The following is a 13,284-nucleotide window of genomic DNA, read 5'->3' as shown; positions in this document are numbered from 1 at the left end:
GTCAAGCGAGGGGATGCGGCAAACAGGCACCCCTTCTGCCAGTATCTGTGCCCGGGAGGCTTGAAATCTCTGGCCTCATCCGCAGTTGAAGCCCCAAGGAGAACACCATGCACATGCTCTACAACTCCGACAGCTTCATCGTCGTCCAGTTCGACGTGCCCCTGACCGAAGCAGAGACCGACCCTGGCCGTCAGCTCAACCGCGGCGGCTTCGAGATCGTCGACAAGTTCGCCCGCCGCGAGATCTTCATCGAGGGCGCGCTGGCCGAATCCTTCCAGCAGGGCGTGCAGGCGCTGATGGGCGACCGCCAGCCGTCCGAGGACGAACTCGACGACTTCATCGAGCGCTACGCCAGCATGGGCCAGCAACCGGTGGTCATGCACTGACGCTCCTCCTGCCCCTTTCCCGCACAAGCGCGACCGCCCGGCAGGCGGGTCGCGCTTTTTCACGCCTGAACGGCGAGCGGGCAATGCAGCACGATCGGCACGCACATCCCCCGTTCGTCGTGCAATGCCCCCGACAAGCGCGCAAGAAGTCGCACTGAGGCGCCGCGAAGCCTGATACAAGATGGCCCACACCGGCCGCTGCAGGCCGCGTAAGGAGTCCATCGATGGTCAAGCGAGCCGCCGCAGAGACAGCCCCCCGGGCCTCCGCTGCCCGCGTGCTGCCATCCCCCGGCCTGGACAGCGCCCCGGTGCTGGACCGCATGTGCTCGCAGTTCGTGCTGACGCTGACGGTCAAGCATGCCGGCCGCTTCAACCTGCGCCGCGATTTCAACGGCCTGCTGTCCTTCACCGGCCGCCACCTGGTGTGGCCCACCCGGGTGCTGCAGCGACTGCGCGTCTACCTGGCGCAGCGCTGCGCCGGCAACGAGTTGTGGCGCGGGCATGATGCGCTCTCCGACGAAGCCTTCCTCGACCGCTTCGGCCAGTGGAGCGGCCCGTTCTCCGAAGGCACGCTGTTCTTCTACCTCGACGAATACGTCAAGGACGCGCCCAAGGACATGATGGCCCTGCTGGCAACCACCTGCGAGCACCTGGACCGCCAGCTCAAGCGCGAGTCCACGCTGGTGGAGAAGAACATCGATGCCTTGGGCCAGCTGCTACAGCTCAACCCGGCCGAGCGCGCCATCCTGCTGTACGGCACGCTGGCCCGCTACCAACGTGAGCTGCGCGGGGCGCTGGTGGAGTTCAAGGTCAACACAGCGCAGGAGGCCTTCGCGGCCATCGCGGCGGTGGCCGGAGTGGACGAGCGCGAAGTGGCCGAGGCGCTGCGCGCCGGGTCGCGGCTGGAACGCATCGGCATGGTCGAGAACCTGATCTCCGAGCACAACATCACCGACCTGGCCGACCTGATGAAGGTCAGCGACCAGCTGCCGCCTGTGCTGATGCGCGAGTACCAAGGCCCGCACGACCTGATGGCCGTGTTCACGCGGCCGGCGGCCAGGAGCGCCCTGGCCGAGAGCGACTTCCAGTTCGTCACCGAGGACCTCGCCCTGCTGCAAGGCCTGCTGCGCCGCGCGGTGACCACGCATGCCACCGGCGTCAACGTGCTGTTGTACGGCCCGCCGGGCACCGGCAAGACCGAGCTGGCCAAGGTGGCTTCCGCCGCGGCCGGCCTCGATCTCTACGAAGTCGAGTACGCCGACCGCGACGGCAATTCGCTGTCCGGCCGCGACCGCTACCGCTCTCTGCAGATCAGCCAGGTGTTCCTGAAGGCCAGCGCGAACGTGGCGCTGCTGTTCGACGAGGTGGAGGACGTATTCCCGCCGCTGTCCAGCGACACGGCCTCACTGCTGAGCCGGCTGGATGCCAGCGCCGAGGGCGGCGTGGGCAATTCCGTCAGCGGCAAGGCCTGGGTCAACCAGATCCTGGAAACCAACCCGGTGCCGGTCATCTGGGTCACCAACCGCATCGAGCAGATCGACCCGGCTTTCCGGCGCCGCTTCCAGTACCACTTGGAGCTGAAGTCGCCGCCGCCCGGCGCGCGCCGCGGCCTGGTAGCGCGAGCGCTCGGGGACGTGGCCGTCAGCGAGGGCTTTGTCGCCAAGCTGGCCGAGCGACCCGGCTTGACACCGGCGCAAATCCGCACGGCCGTGCGCTTCGCCCAGCTGGCGGGCGACGCAGGCGACGCCGAGAAGCTCATCGAGCGGCAACTGCTGAACGCCGACAAGGCACTGGGCCGCGACGATGGCGCGAGCCTCGCGCGCCCCTGCGTCACGCAGTACACGCTGGACCTGCTGAACTGCGAAAGCCGCTTCGAGATCCCGCGCATCGTCGAGGCGCTGCGCAACAAGGGCCGGGGCCAGCTGTGCTTCTACGGCCCGCCCGGCACCGGCAAGACGGCACTGGCCGAGCACATCGCGCAGGCGCTGGGCCGGCCGCTGATGGTCAAGCGCGCCAGCGACATCGCCAGCAAGTTCGTTGGCGAGACCGAGCAGAACATGGCCCGCATGTTCGAAAGCGCCCAAACCGAAGGCGCCGTGCTGCTGCTGGACGAAGCCGACAGCTTTTTGCGTAGCCGCAAGCATGCCGAGCGCAACTACGAGGTGTCTGAGGTCAACGAGATGCTGGCCGGCATGGAGCGCTTCAACGGCCTGTTCATCTGCACGACCAACCTGTTCGACGACCTCGACGAGGCCGCGCTGCGGCGCTTCGCGTTCAAGATCCGCTTCAAGGCGCTGAAGCCCGAACAGCGGCTGGCGATGTTCGAGCGCGAGGCCGGCGCAGCCCCCACCGACGAGCATCGCTCACGGCTCACGGCGATGGACTGCCTGGCGCATGGCGACTTCGCGGCCGTGCGGCATCAAGTCGAGATCCTCGGCGAGGCGTTCACGCCGGACGAGTTCCTGGCGCAGCTGGAGGCGGAGCATCGGGCCAAGCCCGAGGTGCGCGAGCGCCGAGGCATCGGGTTCAGGTAGGGCGGGTCAAGACCTGCCGCCTGGTCGCGATGCACCGGTGCTGGCGGGTCGTGCCCCTACGGGAAGTGGCGAAAGTAGTACGTCGTCGAACACAACGCCCCCTCCGGCATCAACGCATAGTTCGGAATATCCCCGGCCTTCTGCCACCCCAACCGCTCATAGAGCCGCGACGCGTCGCTGCCCGTGACGGTGTCCAGCACCAGCGTCGTCTTGCCCAGCTCGCACGCCTTGGCCTCCAGCGCCTTCAGCAGGCGCTCGGCCACGCCCTGCCGGCGCGCGCGGCGGTGCACCAGCATCTTGGACACATCGGCGCGGTGCGGCTGGTTGTCGGGCATGTCGATGACCAGCGACACCGTGCCGCAGATCCGGCCAGCCTCGTCCTCGGCGACGAACAGGTGGCGCTCGCCCGCCGCGACGCCTGCGGCCACGCGGCGCCAGAAGGCTTCCGGCCGCCCCTCGGCCAGCGGCAGCATGAAGCCCACCGACGCGCCGCCCTCCACGCAGTCGCGCAGCACCTCGGCCAGTTCGCCCACGCGGGCCAGCGCCTCGGCGCCGTCGATTTCACGGATGGTCATGGCCGAGCTCCGGTCAATGCCACGAGGTAGCGGGCCGGCCGGTTGCCGGGGTTGAAGAAGCGGATGGGCGCGTTCAGCTGCACCGCCAGGCAGTCGCCGGCGGCCAGTTTCCACTGCGTATCGCCGTGGGTGATGTCCATGGCGCCGTCGATCATCCAGATCAGCTGATGGATGTCGCTGTCGCGCTCGGCGGTCTCGAAGGCCACGCGCTGGCCCGGCGGGAAGACGACGTCCACCAGCTGCAGTGGCGACACACCCGGCGGCGACACGTTGCGGCGCAGATAGCCCGAAGCCGGGTCCTGCCAGACCGGCTGGTCGGCCACACGGGCCAGCGGCGACGGCGCGGCCGGCGCCTCGCCGGCCTCGAACAGCGACGCGACGCTGACACCCAGCGCCGACGACAGCTTGTCCAGCACGACGGCCGTGGGGCTGCTCTGGCCGCGCTCGATCAGCGAGATGTTGGAACGGCTGACGCCGCTCTTGTGGGCCAGCGCGTCCAGCGACAGGCCGGCGGCCGCGCGCAACTCGCGCAGGCGGCGAGCGATGAGTTCGGAGATGCCTTCGTTCATTCCTCCAGCATACTGGAATTTAAATTCCATCAAAATGGAATGGCGCGCTCCACGGCACGACGCCAGGCCGGGTCCGGCCACCGGCGGTCCAAACGCCAGGCGGCGTGGGTGAGCTTGATGACGTGCGCGTCGTCCTGTTCGCAAGCGGCGGTGATCAGCACTGGCCAGGGGCGGCAGGGCAAGTCATCCAGACCGAATGACGGCACGGCGCCGCTGGCGAGCAGGCCGGCTGCTGCGGCGACGCTGAAGCCACGCGGCAGCTCGGGCGCGGGCCACCAGGGCTGCAGCACGCTCATCGCGTGGCTGGCGGTCAGCAGGTGCAGCACGGTGAAGTTGCCGGTGGCCGCGTAGGTGCGGGCGGCCAGCAGCGCGAGGTCACGCAGCGTGTCGGGCCCATGCTGCAGCCGACCGGCAATGGTGGCGAAGCCGGCCGCGTCGCCCCAGGCCTGCATGCGGTCGGTGATGAAGCGGCCTGCCGGGTCGGCGGGACGGGGCAGTGACGTCAGCGCCTGCAGCCAGTCGGCCAGCGCCAGCGGCGCCTCATCGGCGGTAGGCAGCGGCATGAAGTGCGATGCCCAGTGCGCCAGCCCCGCGGCCAGTTCGCCATCGTGCCCCGCCAACACCGCGTGCCCCGTGCGGATCAGACCGTGGAAGGCAATCGCTCCAGTGCCCGGCAGCAGCAGTGCCAACGCCTCGCGCAACGCGGCAGGTGAGCCGAGCTTGGCGATACGGCCAGCGAAATGCGTGCGCCAGGCGACGTCGCTATACGGACGGCCAAGGTCACGCGCGACATCGACAGGCGACGGCCGCGCGGGATCACGCGGCTCGAGATGCGTCTCCTCCGCCTCGGTGAAGGCCTGCAGCCGCTCGGCCGAGGCGCCCAGCTCCAGCAAGGCCTGCTGGACCATCGGCAGGTGGTTGCTCATGCGGCCACGGTAGGTGGCGGACCAGGCCTGGCCGGCATCGAGCAGGTGGTGCAGCTGGGCCAGCGTGGCAGGTGTGGCAGGTGTGGCAGGTGTGGCGGCGGTGTTCATCAACATGGCGACTCCATTCGTGGGAACATGGCCGCCATGGTCGAAGTTGAAGTGCACTTGAAGTCAAGCGGCGATGCCGGGCCGGCTGCGGGCGCGCCGCTGACCATCAGCCAGCTGGCCCGTCGCGCCGGTGTGGCGGCCAGCGCCCTGCGCTTCTACGAGGCCGAGGGCCTGCTGGCCGGCAGCCGCACGCCCGGGGGCCACCGCCAGTACCCGCGCCATGCGCTGCGCCGCGTGGCCTTCATCCGCGCGGCGCAGACGGTGGGGCTGAGCTTGCCGCAGATCAAGGCGGCCCTGGCCACGCTGCCCGACAGTCGGACACCGACCAAGGCCGACTGGGCGCGCTTGTCTGCCAGCTGGGCGCCGCTGCTGGATGCCCGCATTGCCGCGCTGCAACAGCTGCGCGAGCGACTCACCGGCTGCATCGGCTGCGGCTGCCTGTCGCTGAAGGCCTGCGCGCTCTACAACCCGCAGGACGAGGCCGGCGCGAGCGGCGTGGGCGCGAGGCTTCTGCGCATAGAAACCGAGCGTTGACCCTTGCGCGACTGCCGCCTATCAGTTCCCGGCGAAAATGCCGGGTTAACCCGTCACCCGAACCTCAGCGAGCGCCCATGAGTGCCTTCCACGAAGAGACCGTCCTGACCGTCCATCACTGGACCGACCGCCTGTTCAGCTTCACGACCACGCGCGACCAGGCGCTGCGCTTCTCCAACGGTCATTTCACGATGATCGGCCTGACCGGCGACAACGGGAAGCCGCTGCTGCGCGCTTACTCCATCGTCAGCGCCAACTACGAAGAGAACCTGGAGTTCTTGAGCATCAAGGTGCCGGACGGCCCGCTGACCTCCAAGCTGCAGCACATCAAGCCGGGCGACAAGATCGTCGTCGGCCGCAAGCCCACCGGCACGCTGCTGATCGACTACCTGCTGCCGGGCAAGAACCTGTACCTGCTGGGCAGCGGCACGGGCCTGGCGCCGTTCATCAGCATCGTGCGCGACCCGGAAACCTACGAGCGCTTCGAGAAGGTCATCATCGTGCACGGCGTGCGCGAGGTGGCCGAGCTGGCCTACCACGACCACCTCGCCGTGGACCTGCCCAAGCACGAGTTCCTGGGCGAGTACGCCAGCCACCAGCTGATGTACTACCCGACCGTGACGCGTGAGTCGTACAAGAACATGGGCCGCATCACCGACCTGATCCAGACCGGCAAGCTGCAGGCCGACCTGGGCCTGCCGCCGCTGGACCCGGAGAACGACCGCATCATGCTGTGCGGCAGCCCGGCGCTGCTGAAAGACATGCAAACCATGCTGGAAGTGCGCGGCTTCAAGGAAGGCAGCACGACGACGCCGGGCGACTACGTCATCGAGCGCGCATTCGTCGAGAAGTGAGCTCCGCCGCTGCCGCGGGAGCGGCAGCACTGCAAGCGCGTCCCGCATGAAGGACTCTCAGGCCAGGCCTCAGGTGATTCCTGCCCTGGCCTGACTTTTGGCTGTACCCCGGGAGGGGGCACACTCCGCACCTGTCCACATGGCAGGAGGCGAGACAAGCCCGATGAACACCCCCAAGCGCATCGCCGGCACGCTGGTCGTGCTGGCCTTGTTCGGCAGCGCACTGTTCTGGGCGCTGCGTAACAACCAGCAGACCCAGGCGCTCGAGCACGAGCAGACCGTCATCGCGCAGACCGCGCCGCTCAAGGGCCTGGTGACCGTGGAGATGGACCCGTTCTTCAAGGACGAGCGGGTGGCCCGCCTGCTGGCGACCGAACGCCTGCCGGTGCAGGCACAGCGCGTGGGCAGCCGCGACATGGCCGGCAAGCTGGCCGAGGCGCCGGACTTCTTCTTCGCCAGCGGCGTGGTGGCCGCCAACATGATCCTGGACGCCGCGCGCAAGGCCAACAAGCCGGCCACGCAGAGCTCGCCTTTCCACACGCCGCTGGTGGTGGCGTCCTGGGAGCCGGTGGCCAGGATCCTCGTCGCCAACCGCATGGCCCAGCCCATGGCGCCCAAGGTCTACGGCCTGGACATGGAGAAGCTGACCGAGGCCATGCTGGCCAAGAAGCGCTGGCGTGACCTGAAGGACAGCGGCGACTACGCCGTGTCGCGCAGCGTGCTGGTGTCGACGACCGACATCCGCCGCAGCAACTCGGCCGCGATGTACCTGGCGCTGACCTCGCAGGCGCTGCACGGCGAGGTGGTCAGCGACCGCGCGCGCGGCAACGAGCTGGCACTGAAGCTGGCCGAGCTGTTCAAGCGCCAGGGCTTCCAGGAGAACTACGTCAACGGCGCGTTCGACGACTACCTGTCCATCGGCATGGGCAAGACGCCGCTGGCCTTCATCTACGAGAGCCAGATGCTGGCCCAGGCGCAGAAGGCAGGCGGCGGGCTGCGGCCGGAGATGGTGCTGATGTACCCGCAGCCCACCATCGTCAACAAGCTGGTCATCGTGGCCATGAACGAGCGTGGCAGGAAGCTGGCCGAGCTCCTGGCCACGAACAAGGCGCTGCAGGCCATTGCGCTGGAGCTGGGCTTTCGCACCGGCGACCCGGCCGCGTTCGCCGCCACGGCCCAGCAGGCCGGCCTGGCCGTGGACACGCAGCTGCGTCAGGTGGTGGACCCGCCGGGCTTCGACCTGATGTTCGAGATGATCGACACCGTGAGCCGGGAGATGAACCAATGATGCGACGCCTCGCCCTCGTGCTGCTGGCCGCCGCCGCGCTCACCGCCTGCAGCAGGCGCGACGAGCCAGCGCCCCCCGCCGCAGCGCCAGCCGCCCCGAAAACGACGCTGCAGGTGCTGGCCACCAGCGACCTCAAGGACCTGGAGCCGCTGGCCGCGCAGATCGAGGCGGCCACCGGCGTGGCCGTGCAGTTCCGCTTCGGCGGCACGATGGAGAGCACGCAGGAGGTGCTGAGCGGATCGACCGCCGACGCCGCCTGGTTCGCCAACGCCAAGTACCTGCTCAGCGACGCCGCCGGCCAAGGGCGCGTGAAGCTGCAGGAAAAGATCATGCTGTCGCCCATCGCTGTGGGCGTCAGCGAGAGCGACGCGGCGCGCTTCGGCTGGAACAAGCCCGACGCCAAGCTGACCTGGGCTGACATCACCAAGGCCGCCAAGCGCGGCGAGCTGCGCTATGCACTGAGCAACCCGGCGACGAGCAACCAGGGCTTCATGGCGCTGCTGGGCGTGGTGGCGGCTGCCGGTGGCAAGGGCGAGGCGCTGACCGCCGCGGACGTGGACCGCCAGGCGATTGCCGACTTCCTGACCGGCTACAAGATCGTGGGCGACAACTCCACGTATCTCGCCGAGCAGTTCACCAAGCAGCAGGGCACGCGCGCCAACGCCTTCATCAACTACGAGAGCTGGCTGCTGAGCCTGAACGCCAGCGGCAAGCTGCGCGAGAAGCTGCACCTGATCTACCCGTTCGAAGGCGTGGCGACAGCCGACTACCCGTTCATGTTGCTGAACGACGCCAAGCGCGCCGACTACCTGAAGGTCGTCGAGTACCTCAAGGGCGACACGGCCCAGCTGTGGCTGGCACGCCAGACACTGCGCCGGCCGATGAAGGCCGAGCTGGCCGCGCAGGTCGCCGACCTGCTGCCCGCGCGCGGCTTCCAGGTGGAGCTGCCGTTCTCGCCCGACCGCCAACTGGCCGACGGCCTCATCGACGCCTACCTGAACGAGTTCCGCAAGCCCATCGCCAGCACCTTCGTGCTGGATACCAGCGGGAGCATGCAGGGCCAGCGACGCGAGCAGCTCGTCGAAGCGATTCACTACCTGGCTGGCGCCGACGTGTCGCTGACTGGCCGCGTTGCCAAGCTGACCAACCGCGAGAAGCTGTGGTTCCTGCCGTTCAGCGACCGGCCACGCGAGCCGGTGCTGTTCGAGATCCCGGCCGGCACGAGGGTCGCCAAGGGTGTGGCGCCGCAGGCCGACACCGACGCCAAGAAGGCTGAGCTGCAACGCGTGCGCGACAGCGCCGACAACCTGCGCATGGCCGGCGGCACGGCGCTGTACGACTCGGTGCTGGCGGCACTCAATCACATGCTGGAGCAGCGCAAGCTCAACCCCGACTACCAGTACTCGGTGGTCGCCTTCACCGACGGCAAGAACACCGTGGGCCGCAACCTCGATGCATTCAAGCAGGCCTACGAGCAACTGCCCGAGGACGTGCGCGGCATCCCCGTCTTCATGGTGCTGTACGGCGACGCAGCCGAGGGCGACCTGAAGCAGCTGGTGTCCATCACCGGCGGCCGCGTGTTCGACGCGCGCAAAACGCCGCTCTACGCGGTGTTCAAAGACATTCGCAGCTACCAATGAGTGCCTTGTTTCGATGGCTCAACGCACCGGCCAACTGGTGCGGCCTGCTTGCCGCGACCGGCGTGCTGGTGCTGAAAGCGCTGGGCCTGCTGGGCGGCCTGGGCCTCGGCGTGGCTGCGCTGGGCTACGCGGGCGGCCTCGTCGTCGGCGCGATGTGGTGGGGCTGGCCCAGCTTCAAGGAAGCCGAGTGGGAGGCGCTGCAGTTCAAGGACGAGGGCGACGCCCGCGAGGCCATGGGCCGGGCGCTGTCCGGCGTGCGGCGGCTCACCGAGCACAACCCCGGCCAGCGCATCCCCGGCGCTCTGGCCACGCGCATCCAGAACCTGTGCGGCAAGCTCGAAGGCCTGCTGGACCAGTGGGAGCGCAGCAAGGGCCAGCTGCCGCTGCAGGAGAGCTTCCATGCGCGCCACATCGCCATCAGCTACCTGCCCGATGCGCTGAACACCTACCTCAGCATCCCGCCGCAGTTCGCGACCAAGAAGCTACTCAGCAACGGCATGACGGCGCAGGCCACCTTCGAAGGTGTGCTGACCGAGCTGGAGGCCAAGGTCGAGCAGCTGGGCGATGACCTGGCCGGGCAGGACGCCCAGGCCTTCCTGCGCCACAGCGAATTCCTCAAACAGAAGTTCGGAGCCAAGCACCCATGAGCGACATCACCACCAAGCCCGCCTTCACGCTGACGCCCCCGGAGGTCATCACGCCCGTCGAAGCACCGCAGGCCGTCGAGGCCGTGCCGCTGAAGCCCGAACTCGCCAACCAGGTCGACGAGCAGGTGCGGCGCTTCATCGATGCGCTGGAAAAGGAAGACCTGCACAGTGAGCCCTTCAAGGCCAAGCTCGACAGCGCCTTCCAGCTCGGCCGCCAGGAGATCAGCCTCGCCGCCAGCCTGATGCAGGGCAGCCTGATGCAGCGCAACTTCGTCGGCGCCACGGACACGCCGGCCTACCAGGCCATCAACGCCATCCGCGCGCAGCTGGACGAACTCAACCCCGGCAAGGACGGTGACCTGCTGCAGCCGCGCAAGCTGCTTGGGCTGATCCCGTTCGGCAACAAGCTGGAGGCCTATTTCCGCAAGTTCGAGAGCGCCGCCAGCCAGCTGCAGACCAGCATGACGCAGCTCTACGCGGCCAAGGACGGCATCCAGAAGGACGTCATCGACATCGAGGCCACGCGCGGCAAACTGTGGGACGCGATGCAGTCCCTCGCCGCCGCCGCCCGCTTCGCCCGCACGCTGGACACGCGGCTGGCCGAGCGCGTGGAGCAGCTGAAAGGCACCGACCCGCTGAAAGCCAAGGCGCTGGAGCAGGAGGTGCTGTTCTACGCGCGCCAGAACCTCGCCGACATCCAGACCCAGCAGGCCGTCTGCGTGAACGGCTACCTGGCGCTGGACGTGCTGAAGAAGACCGGCCGCGAAATGATGATCGGCTGCGACCGCGTCGCCACCACCGGCATGAGCGCGCTGGCCGTGGCGCAGACCGTGGCGCGCGCCACGGGCAACCAGATCGAGGTCATGAAGATGCTGCAAGGCGTCAACGCGACCATAGCCAACCTCATCAACCAGACGGGCCAGGCGCTGAACCAGCACGTCGACCAGACGGCCGAGTTCGCATCCAACCCCATGCTGGGCATCGAGCAGATCCAGTCCATGTTCGACCAGACCTTCCAGGCCATGGACGCGATGGACAACTTCCGCTCGAAGGCGATTGCGACGATGGGCGCCAACAACAAGCTCATCGAGGCGCAGCTGCAGCGGGCCGACAGCTATGTGGACCGGACGCGGCAGCAGCAGGCGCGGGAAGCGGTGGCGGGTGGGGGTGTGGCGGGGCCGGTGAGGCTGTGAATTTTTCTGGACGCGAGATTCATCCCACTTACTCTTCCCTAAGTAGGCCTGCTCGGTGCGCCGGCTGTAGTGCAGGTACCGTATGCGCTCACGCAATTGATACAACAGCTTGGGGGCGCGCAGGGGCGGGAGGTTTGCCCCGGCTTCCGGGCGCGGCGCCCGCCGTGCCATCATGAGCACGGTTTCGCCCTCTCGATGCGCTGTGATGCCCATGACAAGCCCTTCACCTGATTCACCACCCGCTGCGCCTGCCGCCGAGGTGCATTACGCAGACAGTGTGGAGCTGTATGAAAACACAGTCAATGGCTTTTTTGTTGAGGCGGACCAAGCGCTTAGACGCGTGAAGCGCGTCGGCAATACGCAGCAGTCGTCTGCATTACGCAGACTGGCGACAACACGTTAGGCGTCGCAGGTGCTGACCAACGCATCGCTCCGGTCATGCCGCGCACAGAGCCGTGTTCTCAGCCACCGTCATGCTCCGGTGGACGCACTTTGATGAGCTTGGTTCTTGCTGTCACTTCTCACGCGCGGCGCGGTGGTTGGCCCACCGTTCCCGTCGCGCAGCAGCTCCAAAGACGACTCGGCTTCGCCAAGCACCGAGTCCTCGGTCCGCTCCGCGCAGCGCCAGCGAACTCAGGTTGCTTGGCCGGCGCAGTAGGCACTCTCGCCAGTTCCGCTTCCAGTTTGTCTGTGGCACAGTTTTGCCATGCAACAGCGACCACTTGCGCTTCCACCCGCCTCGTCAGCCGCCGAACCGACGCCTAACCTAGCGTTCGAGTGGACCCGCTCCGGCAGGCGGCGTAAGACTGGTCCGCAGTACTTCGTACCATTTTCGCGTCCCAGCCTTACGCCGCCTGCCTACGCGGTCCACTCAACTCAACGTTAGGCCTCGCGACGCGCTATTCTTCAGTTGGCCGACTGATTAACCCAGGGAGAGCACAAGTGGCAGAGAAGAAGGATCCTACAAAGCCGCCGAGGGACACGGGCGGGCCTGTTGTAAAGACAGGGCCGACGCGCGGAGACAACAGGTCACGAAACGAAGACGGGCAATGGAGAAAGAAGCGAAGTGATGCTGGCAAAGAAAAGAAGAAGTCCGGTTGCTACATCACTACTGCGGTCTGCAAGATCAACGGACTACCTGACGATTGTCTCGAGCTGGAGACGCTGCGTTCGTTTCGCGACGATGTCTTGATGCACACACGCGAGGGGCGTGCCTTGGTAGCCCGCTACTACGAGATTGCGCCAGGTATCGCGGCCGGACTCCATGATTCAGATCAAGTCGCGTCGGTTTGGCGAACAGTGCAAGAGTGCGTCACGGCAATCTCCGAAGCAAGACACCAGGATGCGATTCAGATGTACCAGGCAATGACAGCAAGACTCACTTGCCACAAGTCCGCAGGCGAGGCCTAACCACTCGCTCAAGCTGACCCGCTACGGCATGTGGTGTAAGCCTGGTCCGCGGTCCTCCGTCCATTTTCGCGCACCAGGCTTACACCGCATGCCTTCGCGGTCAGCTTAGCTCGAACGTTAGGCAGCGCAAGCCACACGACGCTCAAAATGCTGTGCCGCTCCGTTCCCGCAGCTGAGATCGGCTCGTTTGGCCAACTGACTTTGGCGGCGTGCAGCAGGCCTAGACACTGTCAGTTCTCCTTTCCTGCGCAGCACGGGCCAATGGTCTGGCATTCCGTGAGGCCATACGCGGCCTCCGAGTCAAGCAGGTTGACCTGTCAGCCTCTCAAGTATGTAGTGGTTGGCGCTTCGCGCCGGCGTGCTGCGCCGCGCAGTCAGTCAGTTGGTGTTGCCGCCAGGCAGGTGCAAGCTGACGCAGCCGAGATTCATTGGCGGCAACGACACGCGCAGCCGCAGCTTGCACGGTTGTCGCGGGCTGCAGCAGAATGCAGCAAGTGCCCGGTTTGGTCAACAGGTGCAAAGCGCCGCCTAACTTGCCGTTCGAGCGGACCCGCTACGGCAGGCCGCCCAAGGCCAGTACGCGGCCTCTCGGCATTCTCGCGTACTGGCCTTGGGCGGCC

At 67.2% G+C, this 13,284-nt stretch carries 12 protein-coding genes; 9 read left to right on the top strand and 3 right to left on the bottom strand.

Going from position 1 to position 13,284, the window contains the following annotated elements; all coding sequences use genetic code 11:
* Positions 1-107 precede the first annotated feature (107 nt).
* Together ACG0Z3_RS21990 and ACG0Z3_RS21985 are read left to right on the top strand one after the other, a co-directional pair.
* Positions 108-386, top strand: a complete 279-nt coding sequence (locus ACG0Z3_RS21990) for a BTH_I0359 family protein (RefSeq protein WP_268167899.1) — start codon at positions 108-110, stop codon at positions 384-386.
* Positions 387-610: 224 nt separating this feature from the next.
* On the top strand, positions 611-2,920 hold the full coding sequence (locus ACG0Z3_RS21985; protein ID WP_394401891.1) for an ATP-binding protein: 2,310 nt from the start codon (positions 611-613) through the stop codon (positions 2,918-2,920).
* A gap of 56 nt (positions 2,921-2,976) precedes the next feature.
* On the opposite strand, the gene ACG0Z3_RS21980 is transcribed toward ACG0Z3_RS21985, so the two are convergent.
* From ACG0Z3_RS21980 to ACG0Z3_RS21970, 3 genes are read right to left on the bottom strand one after another with little or no spacing between them, the layout of a single operon-like run.
* Positions 2,977-3,495: a GNAT family N-acetyltransferase gene (locus ACG0Z3_RS21980; RefSeq protein WP_394401889.1), complete on the bottom strand. Its 519-nt coding sequence runs from the start codon at positions 3,493-3,495 to the stop codon at positions 2,977-2,979.
* On the bottom strand, positions 3,492-4,064 hold the full coding sequence (locus ACG0Z3_RS21975; protein ID WP_394401887.1) for a helix-turn-helix domain-containing protein: 573 nt from the start codon (positions 4,062-4,064) through the stop codon (positions 3,492-3,494). Before ACG0Z3_RS21975 ends, ACG0Z3_RS21980 begins: the two co-directional genes overlap by 4 nt.
* Before the next feature lie 29 nt (positions 4,065-4,093).
* Positions 4,094-5,104, bottom strand: a complete 1,011-nt coding sequence (locus ACG0Z3_RS21970; protein WP_394401885.1) for a questin oxidase family protein — start codon at positions 5,102-5,104, stop codon at positions 4,094-4,096.
* A 30-nt stretch (positions 5,105-5,134) separates the two neighbouring features.
* On the opposite strand from ACG0Z3_RS21970, the gene soxR reads away from it, so the two are divergent.
* The 7 genes from soxR (at position 5,135) to ACG0Z3_RS21935 (ending at position 12,664) form a co-directional block, all read left to right on the top strand.
* Positions 5,135-5,632 carry a redox-sensitive transcriptional activator SoxR gene (gene soxR, locus ACG0Z3_RS21965; protein WP_394401883.1) on the top strand — a complete coding sequence of 166 codons (498 nt, stop codon included), beginning with the start codon at positions 5,135-5,137 and terminating at the stop codon, positions 5,630-5,632.
* Positions 5,633-5,709: 77 nt separating this feature from the next.
* Entirely contained in the window at positions 5,710-6,486 is a 777-nt protein-coding gene (locus ACG0Z3_RS21960; protein ID WP_394401881.1) for a ferredoxin--NADP reductase, read from the top strand.
* Between the two features lie 163 nt (positions 6,487-6,649).
* Positions 6,650-7,774 carry a hypothetical protein gene (locus ACG0Z3_RS21955; RefSeq protein ID WP_394401878.1) on the top strand — a complete coding sequence of 375 codons (1,125 nt, stop codon included), beginning with the start codon at positions 6,650-6,652 and terminating at the stop codon, positions 7,772-7,774.
* Positions 7,771-9,414 carry a substrate-binding and vWA domain-containing protein gene (locus ACG0Z3_RS21950; protein WP_394401876.1) on the top strand — a complete coding sequence of 548 codons (1,644 nt, stop codon included), beginning with the start codon at positions 7,771-7,773 and terminating at the stop codon, positions 9,412-9,414. The genes ACG0Z3_RS21955 and ACG0Z3_RS21950 overlap by 4 nt, the downstream gene beginning before the upstream one ends.
* Positions 9,411-10,061, top strand: coding sequence for a hypothetical protein (locus tag ACG0Z3_RS21945; protein ID WP_394401874.1), 651 nt, complete (start codon positions 9,411-9,413; stop codon positions 10,059-10,061). Before ACG0Z3_RS21950 ends, ACG0Z3_RS21945 begins: the two co-directional genes overlap by 4 nt.
* Positions 10,058-11,254 carry a toxic anion resistance protein gene (locus ACG0Z3_RS21940; RefSeq protein WP_394401871.1) on the top strand — a complete coding sequence of 399 codons (1,197 nt, stop codon included), beginning with the start codon at positions 10,058-10,060 and terminating at the stop codon, positions 11,252-11,254. The genes ACG0Z3_RS21945 and ACG0Z3_RS21940 overlap by 4 nt, the downstream gene beginning before the upstream one ends.
* A 942-nt stretch (positions 11,255-12,196) precedes the next feature.
* Positions 12,197-12,664: a CFI-box-CTERM domain-containing protein gene (locus ACG0Z3_RS21935; protein WP_394401868.1), complete on the top strand. Its 468-nt coding sequence runs from the start codon at positions 12,197-12,199 to the stop codon at positions 12,662-12,664.
* Positions 12,665-13,284: the final 620 nt, after the last annotated feature.

The sequence above is a fragment of the Pelomonas margarita genome, from assembly GCF_043555875.1.
GTDB lineage: Bacteria > Pseudomonadota > Gammaproteobacteria > Burkholderiales > Burkholderiaceae_C > Pelomonas > Pelomonas margarita.
The sequence above is the reverse complement of the archived record's forward strand: the minus strand, read 5'-3'. Positions and strand labels throughout refer to the sequence as shown.

Coding starts and splice junctions, on each gene's coding strand:
- ACG0Z3_RS21990 (WP_268167899.1), top strand. CDS start 108: ATGCACATGCTCTACAACTCCGACAGCTTCATCGTCGTCCAGTTCGAC.
- ACG0Z3_RS21985 (WP_394401891.1), top strand. CDS start 611: ATGGTCAAGCGAGCCGCCGCAGAGACAGCCCCCCGGGCCTCCGCTGCC.
- ACG0Z3_RS21980 (WP_394401889.1), bottom strand. CDS start 3,495: ATGACCATCCGTGAAATCGACGGCGCCGAGGCGCTGGCCCGCGTGGGC.
- ACG0Z3_RS21975 (WP_394401887.1), bottom strand. CDS start 4,064: ATGAACGAAGGCATCTCCGAACTCATCGCTCGCCGCCTGCGCGAGTTG.
- ACG0Z3_RS21970 (WP_394401885.1), bottom strand. CDS start 5,104: ATGTTGATGAACACCGCCGCCACACCTGCCACACCTGCCACACCTGCC.
- soxR (WP_394401883.1), top strand. CDS start 5,135: ATGGTCGAAGTTGAAGTGCACTTGAAGTCAAGCGGCGATGCCGGGCCG.
- ACG0Z3_RS21960 (WP_394401881.1), top strand. CDS start 5,710: ATGAGTGCCTTCCACGAAGAGACCGTCCTGACCGTCCATCACTGGACC.
- ACG0Z3_RS21955 (WP_394401878.1), top strand. CDS start 6,650: ATGAACACCCCCAAGCGCATCGCCGGCACGCTGGTCGTGCTGGCCTTG.
- ACG0Z3_RS21950 (WP_394401876.1), top strand. CDS start 7,771: ATGATGCGACGCCTCGCCCTCGTGCTGCTGGCCGCCGCCGCGCTCACC.
- ACG0Z3_RS21945 (WP_394401874.1), top strand. CDS start 9,411: ATGAGTGCCTTGTTTCGATGGCTCAACGCACCGGCCAACTGGTGCGGC.
- ACG0Z3_RS21940 (WP_394401871.1), top strand. CDS start 10,058: ATGAGCGACATCACCACCAAGCCCGCCTTCACGCTGACGCCCCCGGAG.